We start from the raw sequence: 455 nt of genomic DNA, 5'->3' as shown, positions 1-455 counted from the left end.
GTTCTGCAGAAGACACCCTTCGGCTTCGACGTGTCGGTGTGGGAGTTCTTCTGGCCGCTGGCCGTGGGCGCGCGCCTGGCGATGGCCCCTCCCGGCGCGCACCGCGAGCCGCGGCAACTGCAGGAACTGATCCAGCGGCACGGCGTGACCACGATCCACTTCGTGCCTTCGATGCTGCAGGCCTTCCTCGCCCATGCGGACCTCGGCGCCTGCACGGGCCTGCGGCACATCGTGTGCTCCGGCGAGGCGCTGCCCGAGCCGCCCGTGCGGCAGGTGTTCGAGCGGCTCGGCCCCGTGGGCCTGCACAACCTCTACGGGCCGACCGAGGCGGCGATCGACGTCACCCACTGGACGTGCGCGCCGCACGATGCGGGCCCGGTGCCCATCGGCCGCCCGATCGCCGGCCTGCACACGCACGTGTTGGACGCTTCGCTTGCGCCCGTGCCCGCGGGCGT

Annotated in this window: 1 protein-coding gene; it reads left to right on the top strand. The window is 72.7% G+C overall.

Annotation, left to right across the window (positions count from 1 at the left end; all coding sequences use genetic code 11):
* Positions 1-455 (top strand): AMP-binding protein (locus tag GVL12_RS25805; protein WP_159918390.1); only part of this gene is annotated, 455 nt, incomplete at both ends.

The sequence above is a fragment of the Pantoea sp. 18069 genome (assembly GCF_902706035.1).
Lineage (GTDB): Bacteria > Pseudomonadota > Gammaproteobacteria > Burkholderiales > Burkholderiaceae_C > Comamonas.
The sequence above is the reverse complement of the archived record's forward strand: the minus strand, read 5'-3'. Positions and strand labels throughout refer to the sequence as shown.